Here is a 21,400-nt window from a genome sequence, read left to right as displayed (position 1 = left end):
CGACTTGATAGAGGCTGACGAATGACAGAGCAATCCAGGGACATCACCGAGTCGGCGGTCGAACTTCAGCCCGCCTCCCAGGACATCTGGGACCAGAAATACCGCCTGAAAGACCACCAGGACCAGCCGGTGGATCAGACCATCGACGCCACCTGGGAGCGGGTGGCCCAGGCGCTCGCGGAGATCGAACCCAGGCGCAAGGCCCACTGGCGCCAGGAATTTCTCTGGGCGTTGCGCAACGGCGCCATCCCCGCCGGGCGGATCATTTCCAATGCCGGGGCCCAGGCCTATAAGCCCGCCACCTCCACCATCAACTGTACCGTCTCCGGCACCATCGGCGACTCCATGGAAGATATTCTGCACAAAAACCTCGAGGCCGGCCTGACCCTGAAAGCCGGCTGCGGCATCGGCTACGAGTTCTCCACCCTGCGACCCAAAGGCGCCTACGTGGCTGGTGCCGGTGCCAACACCTCCGGCCCGTTGTCGTTTATGGATATCTACGACAAGATGTGCTTCACCATTTCCTCCGCCGGCGGGCGGCGCGGCGCCCAGATGGCCACCTTTGATGTGCATCACCCGGATGTCAGTGAATACATCCGGGCCAAACGCGAAGCCGGTCGCTTGCGCCAATTCAATCTCTCCCTGTTGATCACCGACGACTTTATACAGGCAGTAAAGGCCGATGCCGCTTGGCCCTTGAGCTTCCCCATCACCGAAGATGATCTCAAGCGCGAAGGGCTGGACGGTGACAATCCCGAGCAGGTGGTCTGGCGGCGCCTCGACCATGTGGCGGACAAATACCAGCGCAATGAAGAGGGCGAAGTGGCCTGCAAGGTCTACAAAAAAGTGCCGGCACGGCAATTATGGAACCAGATCATGCGTTCCACGTACGACTTTGCCGAGCCCGGTTTTATCCTGATCGATCGGGTCAACCAGTGGAACAACAACTGGTTCTGTGAAGACATCCGCGCGACCAACCCCTGCGTCACCGCCGATACCTGGGTTCACACCTCGGAGGGGCCGCGCCAGGTCAGTGAACTGGTGGGGCGCCCGTTTACCGCCCGGGTGGACGGCACCCACTACGCGTCCGGCGAGGAAGGTTTTTTCGTCACCGGCGATAAACCGGTGTTCGAACTGTCCACGCGAGAAGGTTATAGCGTGAAGCTGACCGGTGACCATAAAGTGCGGAAGGTCGCTTCCAAAAGCCGCTGGTCGGAAACGCTCGACTGGGTGCCCGCTGAACAGCTGGAGCCGGGCGATCAGATCGCCCTGCACAACCACCGGGCAGTGCCGGATTGGTCTGGCGAGGGTAATCGCGAAGAGGGTTACCTGATGGGCTTGCTGGTGGGCGATGGTACGCTGAAAAGCGACAAGGCGGTGCTCTCGGTCTGGCCGGGACAACAGGCGGTGGGTGATTCCCCTCAGGCGCACCCGGTCATGGCCGAGGCGCTGCGCTGCGCCCGCACTCTGCCGCACCGGGCGGACTTCAGAGGTTGGATGGAAGTGCCCGGCCGGGGGGAATACCGTCTGGCCACGGGCGCCATCAAACGGCTGGCCGAAGACCTGGGCATGGCGCCCGGCAACAAAATGATTACCCCCGCGCTGGAAGCACGCTCCAGTGAATTCTATCGCGGCTTCCTGCGCGGGTTTTTCGATGCCGATGGTTCGGTGCAGGGTTCTCAGCAGAAGGGCGTCAGCGTGCGTCTGGCCCAGTCCGATCTGTCGCGACTGAAGGCGGTTCAGCGCATGCTGTTGCGGTTGGGTATTGCCGCCCGTCTTTATCAGAATCGTCGCCCGGCTCAGCAACGAACACTGCCGGATGGTCGGGGTGGCCAGCAGGAATACGCCACCGTCGCCCAACATGAACTGATCATCAGTGGCGATAATCTGCCGGTCTTTATGGAGCGGGTCGGCTTTACTGATGTCGACAAAATGACCCGCCTGAAAAATGCTCTGGGTAGCTACAAGCGCACCCTGAACCGCGAGCGGTTTATGGTGACGGTGGAAGGGTTGACCCCGGTGGGCACTGAAACCGTTTACGACGTGCAGGTTCCCGGCATCAACGCCTTCGATGCTAATGGGCTCTACGTACACAACTGCGGTGAGCAACCCCTGCCCCCCTATGGCAGTTGTCTGCTCGGCTCCGTGAATCTGACCCAATGCGTGAAGCATCCCTTTACCGAGCAGGCGGAATTTGATTGGGAGAAATTCCGCAAGTTGGTCTCCATTTTTACCCGTATGCTGGATAACGTGGTGGAGATCAATGGGCTGGCGCTGGCAGAGCAGCGCCGGGAGATTGAGCGCAAGCGCCGCCACGGCATGGGCTTTCTGGGGCTGGGTTCGGCCCTGACCATGCTCACCATTCCCTATGGCAGTCCCGCGTCCATCGCCTTTACCGAACAGGTGAGCAAAGAGCTGGCGCTGGCCGGCTGGCGTGAATCGTTGAACCTGGCCAAAGAAAAAGGGCCGGCGCCCATCATGGCGGAAACCTTTGAGGTCACGCCCATCATGTTGGCCAAGCAACCCGAGCTGGCCAACGAGTATAAGGTGGGCGATCAGGTACCCGGTAAAGTACTCTGGGCAAAATACAGCCGTTATATGCAACAGGTGGCCGAGGAAGACCCGGCCCTGGTGGAGGCGCTGGCGGACACCGGTAGCCGCTTTACCCACCACTCCTCCATCGCGCCTACCGGCACCATTTCCCTGTCCCTGGCGAACAACGCCAGTAACGGCATCGAGCCCAGTTTTGCGCACCACTATGCGCGTAATGTGATTCGCAGCGGTAAGAAAACCAAGGAAAAAGTGGATGTGTTCTCCTACGAACTGCTGCGTTATCGCCAACTGGTCGAGCCCAAGGCCAAACCCTACCCGCAACCGGGAGAGACCGGTTTGCCGGACTACTTTGTGGTGTCCGACCAGATCACCCCGGAGCAGCATGTGGATGTTCAGGCGGCGGCGCAGAAATGGATCGATTCTTCCATCTCCAAAACCATCAACGTGCCCACGGAGATCGCCTACGACCGGTTCAAGGATATTTACCTGTATGCCTACGAGAAAGGGCTGAAAGGCTGCACGACGTTCCGCTTCAACCCGGAAGCCTTCCAGGGCGTGTTGGTGAAAGAACAGGATCTGGAAAATACCACCTACGTGTTTGAGCTGGAGGACGGTCAAAAGCTTGAACTGAAGGGCAACGAAGAGGTGGAGTATGACGGTGAAATGCACACCGCCGCCAATCTGTACGAGGCCTTGAAAGAAGGTTATTACGGCAAGTTTTAATTGGAGCAGTCTGTATGAACGCCAAAGTCATTGACAAAAAAATCACCGGCTTCTCCATCAAAAAGCCGGAACCCGAGAAAGAGCCGGACATCGAGCGCATGCACGAAAAGTTCGAGCGGCCGGAAACCCTGGAGGGCAGCACCTACAAGATCAAGACGCCGCTGTCTGACCACGCCCTGTACATCACAATCAACGATGTGGTGCTGAACCCGGGCACCGATCACGAGGTGCGCCGGCCCTTCGAGATTTTCATCAACTCGAAGAACCTGGAGCACTTTCAGTGGGTGGTGGCGCTGACCCGCGTCATCTCCGCGGTATTCCGCAAGGGTGGGGATGTGACCTTTCTGGTGGAAGAGCTGAAAGCGGTGTTTGACCCGCAGGGCGGCTACTTCAAATCCGGCGGCCGCTTTATGCCCTCGCTGGTGGCGGAAATTGGCGACGCCATAGAAACCCATATGAAGCGCATCGGCCTGATCCAGGATGAAGCGCTATCCGAAGCGCAGCGGGAGGTGCTCAAGGAGAAGCAGGTGGAGTACGAGCAGAAGCATCACATCGAGCACGGCAGTGATGAGTTTCCGCCGACCGCAACCTTGTGTCTGAAGTGCCATACCAAAGCGGTGATCATCATGGATGGTTGCAAAACCTGCCTCAATTGCGGTGCGTCCAAGTGCGGCTGAGCCTCGACTGAGGCTCAGTTGATTTACGTCAAGGCGGATGTGTGCAGTCAGCGTAAAGTAACTTCACAGGTAGTCAGCTTTGGAACGCACTATGGACGACACACAGAAACCGCTGGTCTACGCCTGCTCGGGCCGCTCCAATGTGGCCCAGTTGGCGAACGATATTGCCGTGGTGATGGACCGGGAAGGCCACGCTGAAATGTCCTGTATTGCAGGTGTGGGTGGCGATGTGCCGAGTCTGGTCAAGGTCGCCAAATCCGGCCGTGATATCTGCGCCATTGATGGCTGCGCCTTGGCCTGTGTCAAGCACTCCCTGGCCCGCCACGGGGTAACCCCCAAGTGGCATATTGAGCTGACGAGAAAAGGCATCAAAAAGCGGAATCACGAAGGGTGTTCCATTCAGGAGCACTACGAGGTGCTGCGCAGCGTGTACAACGAGCTGGGGATTATCGCGACTGAGGAGTAGCGTATCCTCCTACCGCACCAAATGCCCCACAAAATTGCAGGGCCCCTGCCGGGCATCCAACTGAGGTTGCAACAACTTCGTCCATCCGGTCCGGCAGGCCCCGGTCGACCCGGGCAGACAGGCAATCAACGTATGATTCGCCAATCCCGCCAGCGCCCGGGACTGAATGGTCGAGGTCCCGATTTCCCCCCAGGATATCTGCCGGAACATTTCTCCAAACCCTTCCACCTCTTTATCAAACAGCGGTTTCATCGCCTCGGGGGTTGAGTCCCGGTCGGTAAAGCCGGTGCCACCGGTGATCAGGACCACATGCACGTTGGCATCGGCGATCCAGGCGGACACCTGGGCGCGAATCTGATAAATATCGTCTTTCAATAAGGCGCGGTCGGCGAGGGTATGGCCCTCTTCCTGCAAAGCGTCCACTAGATACTGCCCTGAGGTGTCGTTCTCAAAAGTGCGGGTATCGGAAACGGTCAGAACCGCAATGCTCAGGGGTTTCATTTCCGATGGTAAGGCGTGTGCCATTAACAGCTACTCCGTAACAATCTATTGAATCAGGTAAAAGTTTAACCGCCGATCATCGCCAGCTGCCGGGTCGAGCCGGGGTTCTGCTCGTGCAGGTGATGGCTGAAATCTTTGCCCTTGATGGCTTCCCGCAAAAACGCCATCACCGGCTCCGGATCATCGGACTGCAACAGGTGGCGCAGGCTCTGGTGCTCATCGACAAACAGGCACAGGAACAGCTGCCCCTGACTGGAGACGCGCAGACGGTTGCAGGTGGCGCAGAAGTCTTTGCTATAGGGCATGATCATGCCGATGCCGCCGGCGTAATCCGGGTGCCAGAATTCCCGGGCGGGGCCGGAGTCCCGGCCGCGCAGTCGCTCCTGCCAACCCTGAGCGCGCATCCGCTCGATCACCCGGTCGCCGCTCAAGTGGTGGCGATCAAAAAACTCGGCGTTGTCCCCGGTCTGCATCAGTTCGATCATGCGCAGGGTGATGGGCCGTGTTTTGACGAAGTCGATAAAGTCATCCAGCGCATCGTCGTTGTAGTGCTTCATCAACACGCTGTTGACCTTGATGTTGGGAATGCCCAACTCGGCCGCACGCTCCAGCCCCTTGAGAATTTCCTGCAGCTTGTTGTGACCGGTGATCATCTCAAACTTGGCGTGATCCAGGCTGTCGATGCTCACGTTGAGCGCATCCAGTCCCGCCGCGTGCCAGGCGTCGATGTCCTTGGTCAAACGGTAGCCATTGGTGGTCATGGCCACGGTTTCAATACCGGGGGTCTGCTTGCACAGTCGGATGATCTCGGTCAGATCTTTACGCAGGGAGGGCTCGCCGCCGGTAATGCGCACTTTGCGCATGCCCAGGCGGGCAAAGGCATTCACCAGACGGCGGATTTCGTCGAGGGTCAGATCCTGAGCGCGGGCATCGGGGCCACAATCGGTCCCGTCCGGCAGGCAGTAGTCGCACCGGAAGTTGCACACTTCGGTAACGGACAGACGCAAGTAACTGAAGCGCCGATCAAAAGAGTCAGTCAGCATAGAAACACCTTTCCAAGCGCGGGAGGCGGCCCGGTTTCCCGAACGACCCCGGTTACCTCGGCTCACCCGGTTGGATGAGAGGGTAACGGCCCAGGGACCTTAGCGTCGCCTTAGGTCAATGGGCTCGGTGTGAATGTACGTTCATTGTAGTCCAATTTTAGCCAAAGGTTTATGGCTCCGAGGTATAACCCCGTCTACCTCCTCATGGGTAGTTGGCACTTTTCGGTGGCAGTTTTGAGTCAAATCAACCACTTAGCATGGGCGTGCCGTTAGTATGCGCGGGTTTTTGCCCGCTGTGATGCCCAATTCCTGAGGATCTTTGCCCAATGCCCCTGTTCGCCCCCGAACTTCTGTCCCCCGCCGGCAGCCTGCGCGCCATGCGTCTGGCCTTTGCCTACGGTGCCGATGCGATCTACGCCGGCCTGCCACGCATGAGCCTGCGGGTGCGCAATAACAGCTTTGATCACGAGGCCATGGCCCAGGGCATCAGCGAGGCGCATGCCCTGGGCAAACGCTTTTATGCGGTGACCAACGTGGCGCCGCACAACAACAAGGTCCGCACCCTGGTCAAGCATCTGGCGCCGGTAGTGGACATGGGGCCGGACGCCCTGATCGTCTCCGACCCTGGCGTCATCTGGCTGGTCCGCCAGCAGTTTCCCGGCATGCCCATGCACTTATCGGTCCAGGCCAATACGGTCAACTGGGCGGCGGTCAAATTCTGGCAGGAGCAGGGCATCGAGCGGATCATCCTGTCCCGGGAACTGGGCATCGAGGAGATCGGCGAAATCCGCGAGCAGGTGCCGGACATGGAGCTGGAGGTCTTTGTTCACGGAGCCCTGTGCATGGCCTATTCCGGGCGCTGCATGCTCTCGGGCTACTTCAACCACCGCGACCCCAATCAGGGCGCCTGCACCAATGCCTGCCGCTGGAAGTACGAGGCCAAACCCGCCCGGGAAGATGAGGTAGGGCAGTGGGAGCCCGTGGTGATCGAGGACAAGACCCGCCCCGGTGAGCTGATGCCGATGGATGAAGACGAACACGGCAGCTACATCCTCAACTCCAAAGACCTGCGCGCCGTGGAGTATGTGGAGCAGCTGACCCGCATGGGCGTGCACTCGCTCAAAATCGAGGGGCGCACCAAGTCGCCCTACTATGTCGCCCGCACCGCCCAGGTCTACCGCCGGGCCATCGACGATGCCGTTGCCGGTAAGGCCTTTGACCCGAGCCTGCTGTTTGAGCTGGAGGGCCTGGCCAACCGGGGCTACACCGCTGGCCTGCTGGACCGCCACGCACGCCCCGAAACCCTGCAGAACCTGGAGCACGCGCACCATAACGGTGCTCAGCAGTGGGTCGCCGAGTCTCTGGAGAAAGTGGAAAACTGGTACGAGGTAGAGGCCAAGAACGGTTTTTCTGTAGGCGATCAACTTTTCCTGCTGACGCCGGCTGGGAATCACGCTTTCGAGCTAAGTGCGCTGCGGGACAAAAGCGGTAACCCCATCGACCGCGCCCCCGGCTCCGGCCACCGTGTCCGCTTGCAGCTGCCTGTGGAATGTGAGCCAAGCACCGCTTTGCTCGTCAAGCAGCTATGAGGGGGCAACTCTCAGAAAAATAAGGCGTAAACCAAGAGCGCGTAAAGACTATACTGCAAGGTGTAGTATACCGGCCGATTCCACTGCTTGAGTTTCTTGCCCAGCACGCGCAGCTGGTAGGCATAACCGAAAATCCGGTTCAAAAAGCCGACTTTGTCGCCCTCGGTGTTCTTGGTGGCCGAGCCGGCGATCACCACTCGGGAAAACAACCGGTTGAACCAGTCCACGAGGAAAAAAGTCACGGGTCGTTTCACATCCAGGAACAGAATAATCCGGTTGCGGTCGGTGTTGTTTCGGGCGTAGTGCAGATAAGTTTCGTCGAACATGACCGCTTCACCGTCCCGCCAGGCGTAGCTCTGGCCATCCACGTTGATAAAACAGTCATCCGAATTTGGTGTCACCAGCCCCAGATGGTAGCGCAGAGAACCGGCGTAAGGGTCACGATGTCGGGTCAGATCACTGCCGGGCGGCAGCATGGTAAACATGGCTCCCTTGATGGACGGAATCTGACGCAGCAGCTCCACTGTTTTCGGGCAGAGCTTTTCCGCCGACTTCAGGTTGTTCCCGTACCATTTGAGGTAGAAGCGCTTCCAGCCCCGTCGGAAAAAAGAATTGAAGCCCAGGTCATCGTATTCCTGCGAGGCCTTGATGTGTGACTCGTCGTTGAGCAGCAGTGCCTCCTCCCGAATGACCTCCCAGTTATCTTGCACGAGTTTGAGTTCGGGGAAGCGCTCAACAGACACGTAGGGGTCATTGCCGACCTTGGAAAATGCGTAGAAAAGGCAGTTGACCGGTGCGAGAAAGTTGGCGTGATCGGTAAGCTTACGCCGCCATTTATCGTGCTGGACCTGCCCGCGGGTCTGCACATAGACGGCGCACAAAACAAAAATCGCGAGTATCGCGAGTCCCATAACAGCGTGTCCTTGTAGGAGGAAGTTGTCCGGAAAGGGTCTTTTGTGGAGGAAGAGCGTTAGCTTATCGGTGCGGGGGATAACTGTCAATCCAATAGCAGGGCGTCGAGGGCCGTGGATTGCCTGGATGCAGGAGCATTTTCCGACAAAGGAGCGAGCATTTTGGACTGGCGCAGAGACCGCCGGGAATTGCTCAGAGTGTCCATAACAGGGATATGGTTTATTTGAATAAAAGGTGCAGCCCCATATTAGCAATCGGTTCTTCTAAACTACGAAGTGTTTCGTATAATAGTTACGAACTGTTTCGTAGAAGGCTGTCGACAATGCCCGCATCATCCAAAACGCCCACCCGCTCGGAGATGGCGATTCTGGACATTCTCTGGTCCCGGGAGGAAGCTACCGCCCAGACGGTCCACGAGTCCTTTCAGCACACGCGCTCGGCCGGTTACACCGGCACGCTCAAACTGATGCAGCTGATGCACCAGAAAGGGCTGCTGGGGCGGCGTCGCGAGGGGCGTAGCCACGTGTACTACCCCCTGGTGGAAGAGCAGGACACCAGAGCCTCGCTGCTAAGCTCATTTATCGATACCACCTTTTCAGGTTCCGCCAGCAAACTGATGGTGCACCTGCTGGGCAATAAAGCCGTGTCCCGTCAGGAACTGGACGAAATACGGGATTACCTCGACCGGATTGAGGAGGACAAGTCGTGAACTGGTTGACCCAATGGCTGGGAGAGGCGTTTGTTTACGCCCTGGGGTGGACGCTACTCCACTCTCTTTGGCAGGGCGCCCTGGTGGCGGTCAGCTTGGCGCTGGTGTTGGCGGTGACACCTCGCTGGTCGGCCAATGCCCGTTACCTGAGTGGCGTGGTGGCCCTGGGGATCGTCATGGTGCTGAGCGCACTGACTTACAGTCGCTACTACGCCTTGGTGGAAGTGGCGCTGGTCGAAGCCGCGGCCGTCCCCGAGCCGGTGTTGACCGACTCTCGATCGATGTTCTCGCCGGCGGTGTGGGCCGACTGGATCAACCGCCACATGTCGGCCATCGTACTGCTCTGGATGTTGGGTTTCGCCCTCTTTATGGCTCGATATTGCGGCGGGCTGTTCTACTGCTATCGCCTGAAAAACCGGTTGAGTCAGCCGGCATCGTCGCGGTGGCAAACACGATTAGACGTCCTGGCGAGCACCATTGGAATCCGCGCGGCGGTGGCGTTGAAGCTCAGCGAGCGCCTGACGGGCCCCTGCGTGGTCGGCCACCTGAAGCCAGTAATTCTGTTGCCCGCCGCGCTCCTGACCCAGATGAGTCGCGATGAGCTGGAGGCGATCCTGCGACACGAGTTGGCGCATATCCGTCGCAACGACTATCTGGTCGGCCTGATCCAGAGCCTGATCAAAACCCTGTACTTCTTTAACTGGCCCGTGCTTTGGATCAGTGCGCAGATTGATCGTGAGCGGGAAAATGCCTGCGACGATATTGCGGCTGACGGTTGTAAAAGCCGGATTTTTTACGCCGAGACCCTGGCCCGATTTTCCTCGCTGAAAATGGGCGGCTCGGCTTCCAATGATGGAGAACTCACCATGGCTATAAATGGAAAGCACCCGCACCTACTTGCCCGTATTCGTCGGCTGTTTGAGCCCGCGACGTCTACCGCACGTCCGTTTGAAGGGCTAGTGTCCAGCTTGCTGCTGGTGGCTCTGGGGTTGTTCTTGAGTATGCACTCCCAAGCCGAGGACCAATACCCCGACATTGAAACCCTGGACGATGCCTCGGTGGAAAGCCTGATCGACACCTTCCGCTCGCAGTTGATAGACGCCGATGATGAGCCTCATTTTGTGACCACGCTGGTGCCAACCTCGGATTATCAGGCCCTGTCGGAACAGGAGCGGGCGGCGTTCGTTCGACACTTCAAGGCGGCGCTGTGGAAGGATCGCTATCGCGACAAAGAGCGTCCTCCGTTCTACAGTCATCTCAATGAGGACGAGTGGTTGGAGGCGCGGCAGGTGTTGTTTGAGAAAGATTATGCGCACTTCATTCGGGCGTTAGAGGGTAAACTGATCCGAGTGAAAGAGTACGATGCTGGGGTGGCTGATCAATCCGGTGAGATTCATTTTGCACTCTATGAACAGGGGCGAATGGAGTCGGAAATTCCCGTCGGTTCAATTCGAGCTTTGCAGAAGCAGCCGGGCCAGGCAGTGGAGGCAGGCCCTTTCTCTCTGCGCGCTTTGGACGATGGCAGTCTGCTAATGACCCTTCGGCGGGGGGAGCGGATGCCGGATTTCGTCACCAGGCGCAATGTAGTTCGGGAAGACTTTTCCGGTGACGGAGCCTTGGCAGGAAAGATCAAACACTTTTCATTTAATGATGACCCTAAGCAGGGGCATATTCGATCGTTCGCGGCTACCTCTGACTTTTATCAGGTATGGTTGGGTAAGCAGGCGGTCGAGTCGGTACTGGCCAGAGAGAAGGTTTATGGATTCACCGCATTATCTGGCTATCGAGTAAACCGCGAGAGTGTGTTGGAAATAGCATTTGACCCGGATCCGGAAAAATATCTGTCCAATAGGTTGATGAGCTTTATGGACAGCAAAAAGTTGCCCTTTACGAAAGAGCTTGAGCGGGAGCTCGAGGGCCTGCTTTCCGAGTTGCCTAGCGACCTGCATCCTTATCTCTATCAGGAGAAGCATCTGGAGCGCCATTTTCGGGCCTGGACGTTACAGTCGGGCGTCGATATGACCGACCGACAAAAAACAACATTCAGCGCACTCTTTCAGAAAACACGAGCTGAATTTCTGCTGGAGGCGGTACAGGACCCGGAGCGTGATGCGTTGGAGATGGCTCACCATTCCATATCGGTCTGGGCCGATGGTGTCAACTGGGTAAATATTTATCCTGGCAACAAGGAGCCCGACGCACTCTTTGACGTGATCATTGAAGATAAGACGATTACGGAAGCCGTAGCCCAGGTCGCCGAGGTGTGTGAGGGTATTGAGCGCCCTGAGGGATACGAATTGGTCACCCAGTCGGTGTCATTGTACGGCTATGAAACGCATTGTGAGCAATGGCAGGGAGTGTTTGAACAATTGGTGGATAACCATGTCGATCTCGCTGCGCGATAATTGATAGGCTAACCCTAGCGCTTTGCCCGGGCTTGTTCCGGGCTTTTTTGTTACAGCCTAATAATCGAAGGGATGTTTTATCGACCCGGAAGTATCCGTAGGGCGGATCGGTCCGACGCTTCGGAGCGTAGCGCATCCGCCGTTGCCAAACGTGACGCTCGGGTAATGCGTATTGTCTTGTTACGGCGGATGCGTGCTTCGCACTTATCCGCCCTACGCGACCTACAAGCTAACTGTAGGGCGATGAGATGGTCTCCTCCCCTCCTAATCGGCGTCGCGATGCGCCAAGATAGGGGAGGAATAAGTTCCTATCTGAGATGAGTGGGAGGAGACCATGGCAAAGCTTACAACGATTGGCATTGACCTCGCAAAGAATGAGTTTGCAGTGTACGGACTGGGCCCGAATGGCCAGTGCGGGTGGAGGCGCAAATTGCGCCGCAAGCAACTGCTTAATCAGATGGCAAAGCTGGCCCCTTGCAAGGTAGCCATGGAAGCCTGCGCCAGCGCCCATTACTGGGGGCGCAAGCTACAGGCACTGGGGCACGAAGTGAAGCTGCTGCCGGCCCAGCATGTGAAGGCGTATCTGCGGGGCCAGAAGAACGACTACAACGATGCCCAGGCGATCGCCGAGGCCTGTGAGCACGGACGAATCCGCCCGGTGGCGATCAAGAGTATCGAGCAGCAGGATGAGCAGATGCTGCACAAGCTGCGCCGCAGCGTGATCGCTGAGCGCACCCGGATGGGCAACCGGCTGCGAGGCTTGCTCGCCGAGTACGGTGTCATCATCCCTGAGGGGATAGCGGCCCTGCGCCGGGAACTGCCCCTGGCGCTGGAGGATGCCGAGAACGAGTTGAGCCCACGGGCTCGGCAGTTGCTGCACCGTCAGTATCAGCGCTTCCTGGAGGTAGAAGAGGAGTTGGCCTGGTATGACCAGGAGGTGAAGCGACAGGCCAAAGCCGATGAGGTCTGCCAACGCCTGGATGCGCTGCCGGGTGTTGGCCCGGTGGTAGCCAGCCAGCTCAAAGGCTGGATGGGCGATGGCCAGCAGTTCGGCCGGGGGCGGGATGCCTCGGCGGCACTGGGGGTAATACCGAGACAGAACAGCACCGGTGGCAAGGAGGTCCTTCTGGGGATCAGCAAACGGGGTGATCCCTATGTGCGGGCGCAGGTGATCCACGGAGCTCGGGCGGTGGTGTCACGAGCGGACCAGAAAAGCGACCCGCTCAGCCGCTGGATCCAGCGCATCAAGGCCGAGCGGGGGTTCAACAAAGCCACCGTAGCGCTGGCCAACAAGTTAGTCCGCATGGCCTGGGTGATCATCGCCCGAGGCGAGCGGTACCGGCCGATCGAGGAGCGAATGGCCGGATAAGTTAATCAGGGAGCGAGTGGAATAGACAAACGAGGCGACGTAGATAGTTACGGAGGTAAACCTTCCCTCAGGTTGCGAGGGTCACAGCGATCGATGGCATAACAGGTCAGACCGGCCTGCCGAAAACCTGACTTATCCGAGGGCCCCAAAGGCCGTTAGGGCGATGAGGACGGCAGGCGCGCATCTTCCATCAAGGCCAGAGGCGACAAAGCCGCCTCGTTCAACAGGCCGGATATACGGGAGCCAACCTGTCCCTGACATCGAGCACTGAGACCTTGCAAACGGGGAGGAGACCATATACGGATAAGGCCGGAGGCCGCATCCGCCGTCATGAGGTGGCATTGCCGCTGACGTAGGGCACCCATGTGGTGCCGCTTTAATCAGGTAATAAACCGATCAAACGGAATGACGGTGACGGGCTCGCCGGCCTCAACTTTGCCCCGCTCTGCTTCGAGCACGGCATAGGCGTTGGCGCCGAGGAAGGAGGTGAGCACACCCGAGCCCTGGGCGCCGTTGCTGTCGATCTGGTTTGCGCCATCCACGCAGCGCAGGGTTGCGCGTTGGAAGTCCTGCCGGCCCGGGCGTTTTTTGTAGCCGCTGGCGGCTTGGGCGGTCAGCTGCAAGGGCGGTTCCGGTGCTTCGCCGGCCATGGTGCGCAGGATGGGTAGCGCCAACTGGTGCAGGGTGACCATGGAGGACACCGGGTTGCCGGGCAGGCCGAAAAATACCGCCTTACCCAGGTGCCCAAAGGCGAAAGGTTTTCCGGGTTTGATGGCCACTTTCCAGAAGCCGATTTCCCCCAGCTCGCCGAGAATGTCTTTGACATAATCCGCATCGCCTACCGACACACCGCCGCTGGAAATGATGGCGTCGGCTTCTGCTCCGGCGCGTTCGAAAGCGGCGCGGATCTGATTCGGCTGGTCGGGAATCAGGCCCAGGTCCAGCACCTCGACGTTCAGGCGTTGAAGAATGGCGATGAGGCCGTAGCGGTTGCTGTCGTAAATGTGGCCATCTTTCAGTGGTTGTCCCGGCGGAGTAAGTTCATCGCCGGTGGACAGCACCGCGACTTTGAGGCGTCGCTTGACCGAGGCCTCGGCCAAGCCCAGGGAAGCGAGCAGGGCAATATCCACGGGACCGAAACGATAACCGGAGGGAAACACTTCCTGGCCTTGTGTGATGTCCTCGCCGGCACGACGAATATTCTCGCCCGTAGCAGGCGCTTTCATCACGCGAACGCTATCGCCGTCGACTTCGGTATTCTCTTGCATGACCACCGCATTGGCACCGGCGGGAATCGTGGCGCCGGTGGTAATGCGTACGCATTGCCCAGCGTTCAGTTCACCGTCGAAGTGATGCCCGGCCAGTGATTGTCCGACCAGCGTCAACACTTGTCCGGCATCTTGGGCGCGCAGAGCGTAGCCATCCATCGCCGAGTTGTCGTAGCCGGGGACATTAAAGCCGGCGTGTACCGGCTCGGCGGTGACCCGGTCGAGCAGCTCGGGCAGGGAAACGGTCTCCGTGTCGGTCACCGCCTGTACCGCCACTTGCATGCGGGCGATGGCGTCCTGAACCGGAATCAGTTGGGGTTCGTCGCAGCAGGCCATCAGTCACTCTTTTCCTGGTTGATCATCCACACGGCGGCTTCCACCCGTGAGCGCAGGCCGAGCTTTTTCAGCAGATGTTTGACGTGCACTTTGACCGTGCCATCGGAAATGTCCAGCTCCCGGGCGATGAGTTTATTGCTCAGCCCCTTGGCGATCAGTTTGAGAATTTCCAGCTCGCGCCCGGTCAGGCTGTCGAGCTTGGCTTCGTTGTTGGGCTGGGGCTTGCGGATGGCGGTGGCCAGGGCCTGGGTCACGGCTTCGCTCATCACCATCTTGCCCTGCAGGGCGCGCTCGATCTGGGTGAGCAGTTCGTCCGGTTCCATATCCTTGAGCAGATAACCGTCGGCGCCCCGGGAGATGGCGGCAATCACATCTTCGTCGGCGTCGGAGACGGTGAGCATCACGATGCGGGAAGTCACTCCCACCCCGCGCAATTTTTCCAGGGTTTCCAGTCCGTCCATGCCCTGCATGTTCAGGTCGAGCAGAATCAGGTCCGGGTCCAGTTCTTCCCCGAGCTTGATGGCTTCGGCGCCGCTGCCGGCCTGCGCGACCAGCTCCAGGTCGTCGGACAGTTCAATCAGTTGCTGCAACCCTTTGCGCAATAAGGGGTGGTCATCCACCAGCATGATGCTGGCCGCGTCGTGGCTCATAAAGATGTCTCCCAAATCAATCAATATCGCCGCATTGTCAGTGGCTTACCTCTTTTTGGCAAGTCGCGGGCGGCCTTAGCGTAAGGATGAAAAAGGCGCAAGCTGTCCAGTGTGGGTAGCCCTTTGGAGGGTGACGCCCGAGTGCCCCTATGTCCAAGGGGGCATTGAGCGCCTTTTGCCCAGCGCCCATAGTAGCGCGATGAGGATTACGATCAACCCTGCGAGCAGTGCGTCCCCTATGCGTGACTTGTCTACCCCGACCAAGGTATCGACCGACACCACCGGTCCGGGGCCCGGTTGGGTGGGCGCGGTATTGGTCTGCGGCTTCGGACTGTGGTTGTTGCCATCGGTCTGGGTGGTGTTGTTGGCGGGCACCCGCACCGATCTGAGCTATTCCGATTTACTGTCCCTGCTGGCGTTGACGGGTTTGTCGGCCAGTTGCCTGCGCTTGACGCTCGGCTTCTGGCTGTTGAGCTACGGCCGCGGCCTGGTGCTCAGCACATTGTTGATTCTGCTGCTGGTGGCGGTGGTGCTGACCTTCATGCTCAGTGGCGCGCCCCTGAGCCGGACCTGGCTGCCGGCACTGTTTCTGTTGGTGGGGCTCGGCGGTGGCGGTCTGGCAGCCCTGGGCGGACCGGCGGAAACCTCAGACGAGGCACAGCGCTACGGCCTGGAAGCGGCCTCGCTGGCGGGGCATCTGGGGGTGGTGCTCAGCTTGTTGGTGGTACCGCTGGTTATTACGGTGCCGCTGCCGGTGGGTGAGCCCCAGTGGCTCAATCTGAGCGTCAGTCACTTTCTGGGGCGCCTGCCTGAAAACACTTCGATCTGGCTGGGCTGGAGCGGTCTGTTCTGGGCTATTTTTGCCCTGATCATTCTCCTGCTCTGGTCCCTGCGTGCGCCCTGGCGACAGTCCCTCGCGGTGAGCGATTGGCGTCGCGGTGTATCCGCGCTGTTCGCCGGCGGACTTCTGGCTGCGTTGGCCGGCTGGTTGACCTTACCTCGTTCGCTCGGTGGCGTCTCGGTCTGGATGCCGGTGGAGCTCACGCTGATGTGTGTGCTGGCCCTGTGCGTGTTGCTGGTTGCGGGGCTCTCCACCGCGCCTCAGCGTCAGCGGTTGATCGCTTTGTTGTCCCACCGGCACCTCTGGTTGATGAGCCTGTTGTGGCTTGCCAGTGTGGGTACATTCCTGGGGCTGACCCTGGTGTTCCCGATCGTGACCTGTCAGCTGTTCGGTGAGACGCAGGGGTATTCCGGAGTATTTCTTTATGCCTGGATGTTTCCCCTGTTGGCCATTCTGGTTCGCCCCTTGGGCGGTTGGGCGGCCGGGCGCTGGGGCGGTGCGCGGGTGGCGGCAGTCAGTATGCTCGGCCTGGCGCTGGGTGCGATGGCCGTATTCTGGAGCTTGCGTGCCCTGACCTTGTCCGAGTTCCCTCTGGACTACCTTATGCCGTACTTACTCGCCATGGCGCTGCTTTTTGCGGCCTCGGGCATTGGTTACGCGGCTTTGTTGCGGGCACTGCCTCAGGTGTTCCCCCCGACCCGGCGCCAGCCGGCGCAAATGTGGCTGGTATCGGTAGCGACCCTGGGGATGGTGTATATCCCCCTGGCGCTGAATCGAGCCGGCGGAGTGGAAGGCGTCTATCAGGCGTTTCTGGGCTTTGCGCTGTTCTATGGTCTCTGCGCGTTGGCGGCTTGGGCCCTGTACCTGCGGCGCCACGCGTTCATCTATAACCCCTAAGCCGCATGGACCACCAACATACCCATTCAGAGGTAGCAGGTGGTGCCTAAACGGCTCAATAGGCAAGGGTGCCAATCGTTTCTACTATGAGGCAGTACCCCTAAACATTGTCGGGTTTTTATCGGCCCGGTTCTCTGGAGACGCCTCATGCTTGATGCCAGCGCCATTGCCCCCCGCGACCAGCGGCGTGCGCTTTTTCTTTCCACCTTTGCGTTCACCCTGTGCTTTGCGGTCTGGACGATTTTTTCCATCCTCGGGATCCAAATCAAGCAGGAGTTGGGGCTGAGCGATACCCAGCTTGGTCTGCTCATGGCAACGCCGATCTTGTCCGGGTCGATCAGTCGGCTGTTCCTCGGTGTGCTCACCGATCGGTTCGACGGCCGCTGGGTGTTTGGCCTGTTGATGATTACCACCGGTGTGGCCGTGCTGCTGGTGAGCATGGCGCAGAATTATTATCTGCTGTTGCTGGCTGCGCTCGGTGTGGGGTTGGCCGGCGGCTCGTTTATTGTCGGGGTGGCCTACACCTCGGCCTGGTATCCCGCGGGCAAGCAGGGCACGGCGCTGGGAATTTTCGGTGCCGGTAATGTGGGCTCGGCGATCACCAACTTCGGTGCCCCCTTCCTGTTGCTCGCGCTCGGATGGCAGGTGACGGCTCAGGTGTATGCGGTGGTGATCGCCCTGATGGGGGTGGGCTTTATCCTGTTCGCCAAGGCCGACCCCGGACTGGCGAAACGTCGTGCCAACATCACCTCGCTGAGTCAGCAGTTGGCGCCCCTGGGAGACCTTCGGGTCTGGCGCTTTGCGCTCTATTACTTTTTTGTATTCGGCGCCTTTGTCGCCCTGGCACTGTGGTTACCCCACTATCTGATGGAAGTCTACGGGCTGGGTATCGCCGCCGCCGGTATTCTCACCGCGCTCTACACCATTCCCGCTTCGCTGTTCCGGATTCTCGGTGGTTGGATGTCCGATCGTTACGGCGCCCGTCGGGTCATGTACTGGACCCTGACCGCCTCGGTCATCTGCTGCTTTCTGCTCAGCTATCCGCCCACCGAATACCGGGTGCTGGGGGTGGATCGCACCCTGGAGTTCAGCTTTGAACTGACTCTGCCCGCCTTTGTGGTGCTGACCTTCATTCTCGGTTTCTTCATGTCGCTCGGTAAGGCAGCGGTATTCAAACACATTCCCGTGTACTACCCGACCCACGTTGGGGTTGTGGGCGGTATCGTCGGCATGATCGGTGGCCTGGGTGGTTTCTTTCTGCCGCTGACCTTCGGCATGCTCAACGACGTGATCGGTGTCTGGCAGAGCGCCTTCATGTTGCTGTTTGTGATTTCTGGTGCGGCGCTGGCCTGGATGCACTACGCCATTCGCCTGGCGGAGCGGCACGAGTGGCGTTCCGGACAGGAAGTCACCGACCTGCCGGAATTCTCCACGCCCGATGCTTTTGTGCTGGAGGACTGGCGTCCGGAAGATAAAACCTTCTGGGAAGAGAAAGGCAAAAAAATCGCTCGGCGCAATTTGTGGATCTCCATTCCCAACCTGTTTCTCGCCTTTGCGGTCTGGTCCATCTGGTCCATTCTGGTGGTGAAAATGCCCCAGCTCGGTTTCCCCTATACCTCCAATCAGCTGTTCTGGTTGGCGGCTTTGCCGGCGCTGTCCGGGGCGACGCTGCGTATTTTCTACAGCTTTATGGTGCCGATATTTGGCGGCCGCCGCTGGACCGCGATCTCCACCGCGTCGCTGCTGCTGCCCTGTCTGTGGTTGGGTTTTGCCCTGCAGAATACCGATACGTCTTATCTGGTGATGCTGATTCTGGCCTTACTGTGCGGTTTCGGTGGTGGCAACTTCGCTTCCAGCATGGCCAACATCAGCTTCTTCTTCCCGAAAGCGGAGAAGGGCGGCGCCATGGGGTTGAATGCCGGCCTGGGTAACCTCGGGGTATCCGCCATGCAGCTGATTGCGCCGCTGGCGATCGCCGCCAGTGTGCTGGGCCCGTTCGGGGGTGACCCCATGGTGATTCAGTCCGGCGCCTTGGCGGGCGAGAACCTGTGGATTCAGAATGCCGCTCTGCTCTGGGTACCGTTCATTATTGTGGCGGCGATAGCGGCCTGGTTTGGCATGAACGATATTGCTTCGGCGAAATCCTCGTTCAGTGATCAGGCGGTGATTTTCAAACGCAAGCACACCTGGCTGATGTGCTGGTTGTACCTGGGCGCCTTCGGCAGCTTCATCGGCTTTGCCGCGGGTTTCCCGCTGCTGTCCGGCATGCTGTTCAAGGATGTGGACCCGACCAAATACGCGTTTATTGGCCCCTTGCTCGGCGCCCTGGCACGTCCGGCCGGTGGGGTGATTGCCGACAAACTGGGCGGCGCACGCGTGACCCTCTGGACCTTCGCGGTGATGATTGCCGGTGTCGTCGGTGTACTGCAGTTTTTGCCAGGTGAAGACAGTGCCGGTAACTTCTGGGGTTTCTTCGGGATGTTCCTGGTGCTGTTTGTCGCCTCGGGTATTCTCAATGGCTCCACATTCCGCATGGTGCCGGTGATGTTCATGACCCTGCGCCAGCGTGCGCTGGGCGACACTGAACAGGCACAGGTGGAAGGCAACCGGGAAGCGGCGGCGGTGCTCGGCTTTATCTCCGCCATCGCGGCCTACGGCGGTTTCTTTATCCCCAAAGCCTACGGTACGTCATTCGATATGACCGGCGGTGTCGCCGCGGCCCTGACCGGCTTTGTGGTGTTCTACGTAACCTGCCTGTTCGTAACCTGGTGGTACTACGCCCGGCGTGGGGCGGAAGTGTCCTGCTAAGGGATGATCTGGAAGTCTTTTGCCAGCGTGCGCCAGTGTTGTTTTAGAAGAACCTTGTGCGCTGGCGCCATGGGAAGCTCGTGTAATGCCGTCGGCCAAAGTGCACGGGCTTTTTCCAGGGTATCCGTCAAATGGGCTTTTATGGGGCGCCAGGGAAGGTTCAATGCCTCTGCCCAGCGCTCAAAGTGGTTGAAGGTCACACGATACCAGTTTTTGTTGCCGGCAAGGTTTAGCGAGAACTCCTGCTCTCCTTCCATGTAGGCCAAGGTGGTGACGATGTCGTAGGCGGGTGAAAGTCTCGGCGTCTTCTGGTCCGCATAGAGCAGGCTCCAGTTTTTCAGGTGGGCATCGCCGTTACCCAGCAGAATGTTCGCCAGCAAACGGCGCGCGAGCTGCTGTACATCTGCCAGGCCGTCGCCGGAGTATTGGCGGACTATGCGACCGATCTGTTCATAGTTGGCGGCGTCGTATTTTTCCAGCGCATCTTTGGCGAACACCTGTGCAAAGTCTTCCATGTGAACTCGCGATCCGTTATCGCGATCAAAGCGTTTGATCGCGAAGGCCTGCTGTTCGTCGGGTAGATTGATGGGCGGTAGGTTGTCCAGTTGACGAATGTCCACCAACTTGATTTCCGGGATAGTCACTCCGGCCAGCTGTGCCAGGCGCATGGCGGTGTACTCGTTTAGAGGAACGTCCGGGTGGGTGGTGGAGGGTGTTTTTACGATCCAGTCTCCGAGTTCTCCTTCTGTCGTTAAATTGTAGCGTTCGTCTGTGACTTTGGCGGAGAACTTGATCTGTACGCCTGCCAACGAAAACCGGTTTGCCGAGGGTTTTTCAGCAAACGCCACAGGCCTGCTTTTCGGGTAGTGGTTGAGCAACTCTTGAGGTACCTGCTCCGGCGCTATCGGGGTGGCCACCAAGGCGCCGGGCAGGTCATTGCCCAAATGAGCCAGTAATTGAAACTCGTTATCCGTGTGAACTTTCAGACGTTGGGCCAATAGTTCTCGAAGTGCACCTTCGGGCAATAAATTGGACAGCAGAGGGGGGAGCTTTTGGGTGCGAATCCACGGGGTGGACATGATCGTCTGCGCCTGGGGGAACGCCGGGTGAGTAATCAGGCTGAGCGTGGGGCGCTCGGGGTCGGTGCGGAACGCCTCGGCGAAGGTAAGCCGGTTGCGCCCACTCTGATAACCGGCGAGGTAGCCTACCAAGCGCCGATGAAGCGTCAGTTGGAGCACCCGGACTTCGTTGCCTTGGGCACTCATGATTCATCTCCCAGAAACCCTTTCCACGGATCATTGAGCACACGCTGGGCGCTCTCATCCGGGGCGGGCCCACCGGCATGCTCATTATTCTCAAGCACCGCCTTCACCTCGTTCAGCTTCTCCTGCGGAATCAACATCAGTTCGCTATTAAGACCGGCGGCGACCAGCTCTAGTGTCTCAAGTCGCGGATTGCCCCGGGACTCCAGGTGTTGATACTGCTGGCGTACCATGCCCAGTCGGGGAGCCATATCCTTCTGCTTAAGCCCGAGGGCGAGACGGCGACGTTTGATTTGCTCCATTAGCGAGAGTGGCACGAAGAGCCTCCAGTGTTTCATGGCTTCATATTGCAACTAATAGTTTGCTTTATTGTACTTGAAAGTCAATAAGC

Annotated in this window: 16 protein-coding genes and 1 riboswitch; of the genes, 9 read left to right on the top strand and 7 right to left on the bottom strand. The window is 59.0% G+C overall.

Features of this window, described 5'->3' with window-relative positions; genetic code table 11:
* The first annotated feature begins 21 nt into the window (after positions 1-21).
* The 3 genes from OOT55_RS10710 to OOT55_RS10700 all read left to right on the top strand — a co-directional run bounded on the left by OOT55_RS10710 (position 22) and on the right by OOT55_RS10700 (position 4,419).
* Complete coding sequence (locus OOT55_RS10710) at positions 22-3,276, top strand: LAGLIDADG family homing endonuclease (RefSeq protein WP_265365864.1); 3,255 nt, start codon at positions 22-24, stop codon at positions 3,274-3,276.
* 14 nt (positions 3,277-3,290) lie between these two features.
* Complete coding sequence (locus OOT55_RS10705; protein WP_024461223.1) at positions 3,291-3,953, top strand: NrdJb; 663 nt, start codon at positions 3,291-3,293, stop codon at positions 3,951-3,953.
* Positions 3,954-4,044: 91 nt separating this feature from the next.
* A complete protein-coding gene (locus tag OOT55_RS10700; RefSeq protein WP_265365863.1) occupies positions 4,045-4,419 on the top strand; it encodes a putative zinc-binding protein in 375 nt (124 codons plus the stop codon).
* A 9-nt stretch (positions 4,420-4,428) separates the two neighbouring features.
* Here the strand turns inward: OOT55_RS10700 and moaB are convergent, their stop codons facing one another.
* Positions 4,429-4,944 (bottom strand): molybdenum cofactor biosynthesis protein B, encoded by a 516-nt coding sequence (moaB, locus tag OOT55_RS10695; protein WP_265365862.1) that lies wholly within the window; start codon positions 4,942-4,944, stop codon positions 4,429-4,431.
* Between the two features lie 41 nt (positions 4,945-4,985).
* Positions 4,986-5,963, bottom strand: coding sequence for a GTP 3',8-cyclase MoaA (moaA, locus tag OOT55_RS10690; protein ID WP_265365861.1), 978 nt, complete (start codon positions 5,961-5,963; stop codon positions 4,986-4,988).
* Positions 5,953-6,105: riboswitch (molybdenum cofactor riboswitch) on the bottom strand. It overlaps the preceding gene by 11 nt.
* A 184-nt stretch (positions 6,106-6,289) precedes the next feature.
* Between moaA and yegQ the strand changes: the two genes are divergently transcribed.
* Positions 6,290-7,552 (top strand): tRNA 5-hydroxyuridine modification protein YegQ, encoded by a 1,263-nt coding sequence (yegQ, locus tag OOT55_RS10685; protein WP_416140955.1) that lies wholly within the window; start codon positions 6,290-6,292, stop codon positions 7,550-7,552.
* Between the two features lie 11 nt (positions 7,553-7,563).
* On the opposite strand, the gene OOT55_RS10680 is transcribed toward yegQ, so the two are convergent.
* Positions 7,564-8,463, bottom strand: coding sequence for an aspartyl/asparaginyl beta-hydroxylase domain-containing protein (locus OOT55_RS10680; RefSeq protein WP_265365860.1), 900 nt, complete (start codon positions 8,461-8,463; stop codon positions 7,564-7,566).
* 323 nt (positions 8,464-8,786) lie between these two features.
* Here OOT55_RS10680 and OOT55_RS10675 point away from each other — a divergent pair, with 323 nt between their 5' ends.
* The 3 genes from OOT55_RS10675 to OOT55_RS10665 all read left to right on the top strand — a co-directional run bounded on the left by OOT55_RS10675 (position 8,787) and on the right by OOT55_RS10665 (position 12,947).
* On the top strand, positions 8,787-9,173 hold the full coding sequence (locus OOT55_RS10675) for a BlaI/MecI/CopY family transcriptional regulator (protein WP_265365859.1): 387 nt from the start codon (positions 8,787-8,789) through the stop codon (positions 9,171-9,173).
* On the top strand, positions 9,170-11,578 hold the full coding sequence (locus OOT55_RS10670) for a M56 family metallopeptidase (RefSeq protein WP_265365858.1): 2,409 nt from the start codon (positions 9,170-9,172) through the stop codon (positions 11,576-11,578). The genes OOT55_RS10675 and OOT55_RS10670 overlap by 4 nt, the downstream gene beginning before the upstream one ends.
* Before the next feature lie 334 nt (positions 11,579-11,912).
* A complete protein-coding gene (locus OOT55_RS10665; RefSeq protein ID WP_265365857.1) occupies positions 11,913-12,947 on the top strand; it encodes an IS110 family transposase in 1,035 nt (344 codons plus the stop codon).
* 380 nt (positions 12,948-13,327) lie between these two features.
* Here the strand turns inward: OOT55_RS10665 and glp are convergent, their stop codons facing one another.
* Together glp and narL are read right to left on the bottom strand one after the other, a co-directional pair.
* Positions 13,328-14,551, bottom strand: coding sequence for a gephyrin-like molybdotransferase Glp (gene glp / locus OOT55_RS10660; protein ID WP_265365856.1), 1,224 nt, complete (start codon positions 14,549-14,551; stop codon positions 13,328-13,330).
* Positions 14,551-15,201, bottom strand: coding sequence for a two-component system response regulator NarL (gene narL / locus OOT55_RS10655; protein ID WP_024461215.1), 651 nt, complete (start codon positions 15,199-15,201; stop codon positions 14,551-14,553). Before narL ends, glp begins: the two co-directional genes overlap by 1 nt.
* A 238-nt stretch (positions 15,202-15,439) precedes the next feature.
* Here narL and OOT55_RS10650 point away from each other — a divergent pair, with 238 nt between their 5' ends.
* On the top strand, positions 15,440-16,939 hold the full coding sequence (locus tag OOT55_RS10650) for a hypothetical protein (protein WP_265365855.1): 1,500 nt from the start codon (positions 15,440-15,442) through the stop codon (positions 16,937-16,939).
* Positions 16,940-17,086: 147 nt separating this feature from the next.
* Positions 17,087-19,747: a nitrate/nitrite transporter gene (locus OOT55_RS10645; protein WP_265365854.1), complete on the top strand. Its 2,661-nt coding sequence runs from the start codon at positions 17,087-17,089 to the stop codon at positions 19,745-19,747.
* On the opposite strand, the gene OOT55_RS10640 is transcribed toward OOT55_RS10645, so the two are convergent.
* Complete coding sequence (locus tag OOT55_RS10640) at positions 19,744-21,012, bottom strand: type II toxin-antitoxin system HipA family toxin (protein ID WP_265365853.1); 1,269 nt, start codon at positions 21,010-21,012, stop codon at positions 19,744-19,746. The two genes, OOT55_RS10645 and OOT55_RS10640, sit on opposite strands and share 4 nt — an antisense overlap.
* Positions 21,009-21,326, bottom strand: coding sequence for a helix-turn-helix transcriptional regulator (locus OOT55_RS10635; protein WP_265365852.1), 318 nt, complete (start codon positions 21,324-21,326; stop codon positions 21,009-21,011). Before OOT55_RS10635 ends, OOT55_RS10640 begins: the two co-directional genes overlap by 4 nt.
* Between the last annotated feature and the right edge of the window lie 74 nt (positions 21,327-21,400).

The organism is Marinimicrobium sp. C6131, assembly GCF_026153455.1.
Taxonomy (GTDB): domain Bacteria; phylum Pseudomonadota; class Gammaproteobacteria; order Pseudomonadales; family Cellvibrionaceae; genus Marinimicrobium.
Note: the sequence above shows the minus strand (reverse complement) of the source record. Positions and strands in the feature narration are given on the sequence as shown.

What these genes read in the sequence shown, in the direction of transcription:
- OOT55_RS10680 (WP_265365860.1), bottom strand. Translation starts at nt 8,463, where the DNA reads ATGGGACTCGCGATACTCGCGATTTTTGTTTTGTGCGCCGTCTATGTG.
- yegQ (WP_416140955.1), top strand. Translation starts at nt 6,290, where the DNA reads ATGCCCCTGTTCGCCCCCGAACTTCTGTCCCCCGCCGGCAGCCTGCGC.
- OOT55_RS10665 (WP_265365857.1), top strand. Translation starts at nt 11,913, where the DNA reads ATGGCAAAGCTTACAACGATTGGCATTGACCTCGCAAAGAATGAGTTT.
- OOT55_RS10675 (WP_265365859.1), top strand. Translation starts at nt 8,787, where the DNA reads ATGCCCGCATCATCCAAAACGCCCACCCGCTCGGAGATGGCGATTCTG.
- moaA (WP_265365861.1), bottom strand. Translation starts at nt 5,963, where the DNA reads ATGCTGACTGACTCTTTTGATCGGCGCTTCAGTTACTTGCGTCTGTCC.
- OOT55_RS10640 (WP_265365853.1), bottom strand. Translation starts at nt 21,012, where the DNA reads ATGAGTGCCCAAGGCAACGAAGTCCGGGTGCTCCAACTGACGCTTCAT.
- OOT55_RS10705 (WP_024461223.1), top strand. Translation starts at nt 3,291, where the DNA reads ATGAACGCCAAAGTCATTGACAAAAAAATCACCGGCTTCTCCATCAAA.
- OOT55_RS10700 (WP_265365863.1), top strand. Translation starts at nt 4,045, where the DNA reads ATGGACGACACACAGAAACCGCTGGTCTACGCCTGCTCGGGCCGCTCC.
- OOT55_RS10645 (WP_265365854.1), top strand. Translation starts at nt 17,087, where the DNA reads ATGCTTGATGCCAGCGCCATTGCCCCCCGCGACCAGCGGCGTGCGCTT.
- OOT55_RS10650 (WP_265365855.1), top strand. Translation starts at nt 15,440, where the DNA reads ATGCGTGACTTGTCTACCCCGACCAAGGTATCGACCGACACCACCGGT.
- narL (WP_024461215.1), bottom strand. Translation starts at nt 15,201, where the DNA reads ATGAGCCACGACGCGGCCAGCATCATGCTGGTGGATGACCACCCCTTA.
- glp (WP_265365856.1), bottom strand. Translation starts at nt 14,551, where the DNA reads ATGGCCTGCTGCGACGAACCCCAACTGATTCCGGTTCAGGACGCCATC.
- moaB (WP_265365862.1), bottom strand. Translation starts at nt 4,944, where the DNA reads ATGGCACACGCCTTACCATCGGAAATGAAACCCCTGAGCATTGCGGTT.
- OOT55_RS10710 (WP_265365864.1), top strand. Translation starts at nt 22, where the DNA reads ATGACAGAGCAATCCAGGGACATCACCGAGTCGGCGGTCGAACTTCAG.